Here is a 7,286-nt window from a genome sequence, read left to right as displayed (position 1 = left end):
CACCTAAAAAGGCTAGAACAACACTACAGTTGTTCTAGCCTTTTTATTTATGGAGCGGTCACTTCTTGAATAACATAGGGATGGATAACTTGATTACCTCCCAGAAAAGTGACGTGCTCTGCTTTCATGTCGTTTAAAATATTCTTAGTTATATAAGGCAAGGTTTGATACCCCGTTAGCAACAACGGCGCATTTTCTCTTGCTGCCAAAACGGAGCCAGCTAATGAGTCAGGGAAAAGGTAAGCGTTGCTTATAAAAGCTTCTTTGGCATTATTATCTTTAAATTCAGAGACAACAGCCTTAGAGGTTTCAAAGCGGTTACTCCCTGAAAGCCGTGTAGGGGAAGGCAATTCATCTACGACTTTTGAAGAAATCACTTTTTCCCCTCCTATCACATAAGTTTCTCTTATATTTTCTAAAGCTTTGTCAGTTGAATAAGGGACATTATACCGCTCCGTTAATAAAATAGGATATCCTCTTCGAGCAGCGAAACTGGCTGCTGAAAGTGCGTCCGGAAAATCAAAACCATAAGCAACAATAGCTTTTTGTGGATCTCCCCCCAGTTGATCAGCAACTTTTTTTGCTGTTTCAAACCGATTAGATCCGGCTATTCTGTCAACTGACAGCCCTATTACTTCAAGTGCATTCTCAACGTCACGGCTGACAGCTTCCACGCCTCCTAGTATGATTACCTTGTTAGCACCTAATCGTTTAATTTCATTTTTAGTATCACTCACCAGTTCATTTTTCTTAGTGAAAAGTATAGGCGCCTGAAGCTTATACGCCAGTGGTGTACCGGCCAATGCATCTGGAAAGTTATCTCCTCGGGTAATAACTACGGTTTCAGCTTGTTCCCAGCCCTTTCTGCTTATTAAGGCAGCGGTTTTATAGCGGTCAGCTCCATATACTCGTGTATTTAGTGGTCCATAACTTTCATTCGTCACTGCAAATTCGCCAGTATTTTGAACCCACTTAGCGATTATTGACCATGCTGCATGATGGGCAACCCACTCTTCCCTTCCTCTATAACTATCCTCTTCTCTACTGGAATAGGTTTTGCCATCTGTATGTCTGCCCTGCATCTCCAGTACTTTCTCAGCATGTAATGCTTCCCAGTAGCTGGCATCCTTAGAAGAAAGGTGATCATAACCAAATACGTCCGCAAAAATATCTAGAGTTGCAAACTGCATTCTTCTCATAGTACCCCAATCATTTCCTTCCGGATAATATATTGAAGAAGAATTTTCTGTATATATGGATCCACCAGGATTCTGGAAAGGCGGGGAATCAAAGTTCAAGTCAGTTAAAGCCGAATACACAAGATCAGAATTGAAAAAAGCTGCTTTAGGAGTTGACATATGGGCCAATGTATACGAAAGAGCTGAAGTATTATTAAATGCAATAAACTCCATATAATCCGGATGATGGAAGCCGTGATTTATGACAGTGCCATTTTCCTGGATGTTTATTCCATTAACCCACTTGGACAAAGGTTTGCCATGGAGTACTGTATCTTTGCCGATATCACTTGGCCGTGCAGCTGAAGAAAGCATCAGCTGAATATTTTTATTCATCCAAAGTCCCCAGTTGGGGTGATGAGGCATCATGGCAGTGGACAGCTGCAATATTTGGGCATTCCAGGCATTTTCTTCTGCCTTTGAATCACCTGAAAAGTTAATTGATCCATCGCTGCCTTTCCAATATGGTGGATTATAATTAATGAAACGATTAGCTTCATATTCAATCATGTTAGACACGTAAGTTTTCTGATCGATAGAAAGCTTATCCCATAAAAGCCACCCTGAAAAGCCGCTGAAATGAGCCCAGTGAGCTGATTGCCAATGATCTCCCCACCCCCCTGGGCGATTAGCTTTATGATTATATGCCAGGGAGCTGATAAGTTGTACAGCCTTCGTTTCTGCTTCCTCAATTGGTACACCAGTTACTGCCGAATCATAAACACCAAGTGCAATAGATGCGGATAAACCAAGTGACATAGCTGCCGGATGCCTTATATTATGCTCGAGAGTACCGCCAAAATCCAAATGTTTTCCGCTTTGGGCATCATAATTTTTTTCATTATCCCACCATGATGTTAATGCATATTTATTTGTATTTAATAATATTTTTTTTATCCTCACCTCATCAGGATCGGTTAAATTTTGTTTTGAAAAGGACTGCCAGTTAATAGGGACAACATACACCCTGCTTGAGGTTTCTGCATAGACAGGACCGGAATATCCTATTAACTGAACGAGCATAATAAAAATCATTGAAATAACAGTGAAAACTTTTTGCACTCAAATCCCCCTGTATATTTATTTTTTTGTAAAAGCTGGTTTATCCATCCTGCGGACGTATCTTTTTCCCTTTGAATAAATAACGCTTTACATTATTTAAATAAGGTTTATCAATCAACATAAAAAGGGTGATATATGTGATTACACCTACTGCAACCAGTAATATTAACTGGATAAGCACATATTCCTCCATGAATCCTTTAGTTGTTATATACATTCCGTATACCAGCAATCCCATAGATATATTAATTATAACCGGCTTTAAGAGAGCTCTAAAATAAAGCCGGTTATCTAATCGTATTACATAATGAAGCAGAAACCTTCCCAGAATGAAATTAACCATGCTAATTGCAACATATGCCCAGGCGACAGCTACAGTTCCGTATTGTACAAAGTACCAAAAAACTAAACCGTTAGAAGCAGCCACAAAAAAGTCCCATACAAAAACAAGTCCTGCTCTTCCCTTCGCTAATAGTACAGAACCGTTAGGATTCATTAATACTCTTAATATTCCAAGCAAAGCCAGTATTTGGATTAGTGGAGCAGCCTCAAGCCATTTGTCCCCAAAAACAACAGGAACAAGTACGGGAGAGGTTGCCATCATACCGACTAACAGCGGGAATGTCACCACACTTAATAGCTTGGATATCTGAATAAACCCAGAACCAACTGTTTTATTATTATCTTGTTCTTTCGAGAATACAGGGTAAGCAACCTTTGTTATGATTGGATTGATTTTACTCACTGGAATTACAATTAATTGATAAGCTACAGTATAAATACCCAATGCTTCAGAGCCAAGATAACGACCGATTAACATGTAATCTACATTTGAAGCAAAATAACTTACAATTCTTGATCCCATTTGGTTTAGTCCAAAATTCAGATATCCAGTAATTTCCTTGAATCTAAAATGAAATGATGGTTTATGATGCTTCCATCCATGAATAGTAAATTGAATAGTCTTTGTTGCGTTAGTGATTATTTGACCCCATATTAAAGACATTACCCCAAAGTCTAATACTGCAAGTATAATAGAAGCCAAAACACCTGTACTGAAAGACACCATTTCAATGCGAGCCAATAAATTAAATTGAAGATTCCTTTGAATCAAATACTGAAATTGCTGCCCAAAAGGGATGATTAAAAAAATAAAAGCAATATAGTGGATAAGCTCTTCCAAATTTGGCTGGTTATAAAAATTCGAAATGGCAGGAGCTAATAATATAACTCCTGAAAAAACCAAAAAACCAAGAAATACATTAAGCCAGTACAAACTTGATAACTCATTTCTTGTAACACTTTTTCTTTGGATAATCGCTGTTCCTACACCAGCATCGGTAAATACTTGTGCAAAGCCAATTATTACTATGATCATACCCATCAAACCAAAATCAGACGGGGTAAGCAATCGGGCCAATATAACATACTGCAGCAGCTGTACCCCGGTTACTACTGCAGATGAAAGTCCTGTCCATTTAAATCCACCGACCATTTGTTTCATCATTGAAGACATCTTTTGAAAGGCTCCTCTCGTCCTCTAGATGCAAAATCTTATCGTTGAGTAGGTTTCCATGTTGCCTGTTTTTTACCCATTATCGCCCTTAACGTACCTCGTAATGCCGCATAGTTAACAAGACAGAAGTAATAGGGAATATAGGTAATCTTGGACTTATACTTAATTCCTGCTACTGCAAGAGCATAAAAAAGAACCTGGGCAACCATTAGAAGGTCGTAAATAAAATCTCCTAGTAAAAAAATATTAATAACAAAAATTAAAATTAGATAATAAGGAACAAGCCACCTTAACACTTTATGAGACATATACTTCACGAAAAAACCAGGCCGTGTAAATAGATTCAACATTTTCTTGTAATGTAGTAGACCCGTGAAACTGCGTGTGACAATGCGGACCTTTCGACCGAATTCTTCTTTTGCATCAGGAGAAGTTTCTTCTACTGTTACAGCATTTGGTTCATATATAAATCTTTTCTTTTGGCCGATAATTATCAACGGGTTTTGCATATCGTCTCCAACGTTAATATTCATTTCTCGGAAGTTTTGCTTCCTTATAGCATAGATTGAACCATTAGCAACTATTGTAGAACCGGTTCTTGTTTCAATAGTTTTTAAGAATTTTTCGTATTTCCAGTAAGCTCCCTCCGATTCTCCTATTGAAGAACTAGTCGGGTTGATCAGCTTCAGCTCTCCGCATACTCCACCAATTTGATTATCATTAAAATGCTTCACAAGCTGCCGCAAAGCATCCTTTTTATACATTGAGTTAGCATCAGAGAATACAAGTATATCACCTTTTGCTGAAGGCACAGAATGGTTGAGAGCGGCTGTTTTTCCTTGCCTTCCTTTTACTACATTTAACTTGACGTACGGATATCTGGTTACAAAGGATTCAACAATCTCATTTGTTCGATCCGATGAATCATCCGAAACCACAATTATTTCCAGTTTATCTGCTGGATAATCAAGTTGGACACTGTTTGCCAATTTTTGCCCGATAACCTTCTCTTCATTATAAGCTGCAATGAAGTAGGTTACCTTTGGAGTATAATCCGGGGAATCATTAATTGATTTTTTAAATAACGAAGAAAATAGAGTTAATAGTATTGGATAGCCAACATATACATACAGGGTTAACCCTATAAGAACCCATAGTATAATACTGAGAATAGTCATTTTAAACTCCTTTTCTGTAATTATCCTAATCTCACTTAAAAGTCTGTAAACCTTGTCTTAAACAGACAAGGTTTACAGACTTTGTTAAATCAGATTTGTTAACTCCTGGTTATTAAATCAAAAGATTATAAAACAGTTGATTTAAGCCAATTTTTTAAAGGATCCCTTAAATCGTCTCTCATTAATGCAAATTCAATCGTCGCCTGGACAAAGCCATATTTATTTCCAATGTCATATCTTTTTCCCTCGAATAAATAACCATAAATATTTTGCTCTTTATTTAACTCCTGTAATGCATCTGTCAATTGAATTTCTCCCCCTCTGCCTGGCGGTGTGTTTTCTAATATCCCAAAAATTTCAGGAGTTAACACATACCTCCCCATAATTGCTAAGTTGGAAGGAGCTTCTTCTTCTGGTGGTTTCTCAACCAGACCGGTAACACGATATGTTCTGTTTGCTACATTCTCTTTATCATAACTGATGACCCCGTACTTTGATACATCCTCTTTATTTACTTCCTGAACTCCAATGATAGAGGATTCTTTTTCCTCAAACTGATTCAATAGCTGCTTTAGGCAGGGTTCTTCCGAAACCACGATATCATCACCTAACATAACAGCAAACGGCTCATTACCGATAAACTTTCGGGCACAATAAATAGCATGTCCTAAACCCTTCGGCTCTTTTTGCCTGATATAATGAATATCTGCAATATCCGCAATATCTCTGATTTCCTTCAATTCTTTATCTTTCCCTTTGGCTTCCAGGCTTTCTTCTAATAACAGGGATTTATCAAAATGGTCTTCAATAGCTCTTTTTCCTCTTCCTGTAACAATAATAATATCTTCGATTCCTGACTGAACAGCCTCTTCTATTATATACTGTATTGTAGGTTTATCTACTATTGGTAGCATTTCTTTTGGCTGTGCTTTCGTAGCTGGTAAAAACCTTGTTCCAAGCCCTGCTGCTGGGATTACTGCCTTTTTTACTTTCATAAGCGACCCTCCAGGTTTTAATAGTCATTAATAAATCTTCGCATACTGATTTGAAATTGGTGGTGTTCACGCTTACCTTATACAACCGTAAGTATTATACCATATACTAAGTAACAGTAAGATATCAATAGTGAAAAGCACTATGTTTCTAAGAAAAACATTTTTTCTTCCCATGTATATTTTACCTAAACGTATAAAATGTAAACTTGACCAGGGGCGGCTGCACCAATTATTTGAAAAATTCGTTCCCCATAAAATACGATATAAACCGAACAATATTACAAGCCTGTTATCGAATGCTGGGTTACACAAATATGTTTACAAGTTTGAAGAAAGAGCATTTTAAATTATGAGAGAACCATACTAAAAACTATTGTTGTTTAGTTCTCCCTTGAAACTGATCAAGCTTATTCTTTCATAAGCAGTGTGTTCTTGATATTATTAGCATGGAGTAATTTTTATTGTTTATTAAATTAGAAAATAAGGGGATTATAATAATGGTTTCTTTCCTTTTGGCCACGTTAGCTAAATCTGAGCAAGATCTTTTGAGACTTTTTGATAGTCTTGAAAATCAAACAGATAAAAACTTTGAACTAGTAATAGTCTCTCAAGCGAACCACAATACGATCAACAACCTGATTTCCGCCTATACATTCAAATACAAACATATAGAAATAGATAAAAAAGGGTTATCTTTAGCAAGAAATGTGGGTCTGAAACAAGTTGAGGGATATATTATATCATTGACAGATGATGACTGTTGGTATACAGAAAATGCAGTCGAATTTATAAACAATTTTTTTAAAGACGAAAAGCGCCAAATTGCTTGTTTTATGCATATGGATCCAGAAAAGGGTAAATATCCAAAATCTTATCCAGATGAAGAGCAAGTTGATATATCAAAAAGAAGAATTTTACAACAGGCATCAATTGATATCTTTGTTAATATTGAAAGGGTACCTGATTATAAGATAGGGTTTGATGAAACGTTTGGCCTTGGAGCAAAATACAAATCTGGTGAAGAAAACATCTTTTTAATGGACATGAAAAACAAAGGATATCATATTGACTTTTTTCCGGAATTGATCTCATTCCATCCTATAAAGGAAAAGTCCGGAAAACTTGATTTTCAAACAATGGTTGGCAAAGGACCATTGTTTAAAAGATTATTCGGCTACAACACTGGTTTTGTATTATTAACAGCTTTTGTGTTTAAAAAATACAATTCGATAAACGACAAAAAGGCAATAGCAAAAAGCTATCAAGAGTTCTTTAAATATAAATTATAAAGTAGGGG

General features: G+C 36.7%; 5 protein-coding genes. 1 reads left to right on the top strand and 4 read right to left on the bottom strand.

Features of this window, described 5'->3' with window-relative positions; genetic code table 11:
* Positions 1 to 47: 47 nt before the first annotated feature.
* The 4 genes from A4U59_RS08355 to galU form a co-directional block, all read right to left on the bottom strand.
* Entirely contained in the window at positions 48 to 2,300 is a 2,253-nt protein-coding gene (locus A4U59_RS08355) for a cell wall-binding repeat-containing protein (protein WP_066172857.1), read from the bottom strand.
* A gap of 40 nt (positions 2,301 to 2,340) precedes the next feature.
* A complete protein-coding gene (gene tuaB, locus A4U59_RS08350) occupies positions 2,341 to 3,807 on the bottom strand; it encodes a teichuronic acid biosynthesis protein TuaB (RefSeq protein ID WP_169823937.1) in 1,467 nt (488 codons plus the stop codon).
* Positions 3,808 to 3,854: 47 nt separating this feature from the next.
* Positions 3,855 to 4,994, bottom strand: coding sequence for a glycosyltransferase family 2 protein (locus A4U59_RS08345; protein WP_066172853.1), 1,140 nt, complete (start codon positions 4,992 to 4,994; stop codon positions 3,855 to 3,857).
* 125 nt (positions 4,995 to 5,119) lie between these two features.
* Positions 5,120 to 5,989 (bottom strand): UTP--glucose-1-phosphate uridylyltransferase GalU, encoded by an 870-nt coding sequence (gene galU, locus A4U59_RS08340; protein ID WP_066172851.1) that lies wholly within the window; start codon positions 5,987 to 5,989, stop codon positions 5,120 to 5,122.
* 461 nt (positions 5,990 to 6,450) lie between these two features.
* On the opposite strand from galU, the gene A4U59_RS08335 reads away from it, so the two are divergent.
* Positions 6,451 to 7,278, top strand: a complete 828-nt coding sequence (locus A4U59_RS08335) for a glycosyltransferase family A protein (RefSeq protein WP_083270753.1) — start codon at positions 6,451 to 6,453, stop codon at positions 7,276 to 7,278.
* Positions 7,279 to 7,286 lie beyond the last annotated feature (8 nt).

It is taken from the genome of Bacillus marinisedimentorum, assembly GCF_001644195.2.
In the GTDB taxonomy this organism is placed as follows: domain Bacteria; phylum Bacillota; class Bacilli; order Bacillales; family Bacillaceae_O; genus Bacillus_BL; species Bacillus_BL marinisedimentorum.
Note: the sequence above shows the minus strand (reverse complement) of the source record. Positions and strands in the feature narration are given on the sequence as shown.

Bases quoted from the DNA above. Each gene is read 5' to 3' on its own strand.
- galU (WP_066172851.1), bottom strand. From the start codon at position 5,989: ATGAAAGTAAAAAAGGCAGTAATCCCAGCAGCAGGGCTTGGAACAAGG.
- A4U59_RS08345 (WP_066172853.1), bottom strand. From the start codon at position 4,994: ATGACTATTCTCAGTATTATACTATGGGTTCTTATAGGGTTAACCCTG.
- tuaB (WP_169823937.1), bottom strand. From the start codon at position 3,807: ATGATGAAACAAATGGTCGGTGGATTTAAATGGACAGGACTTTCATCT.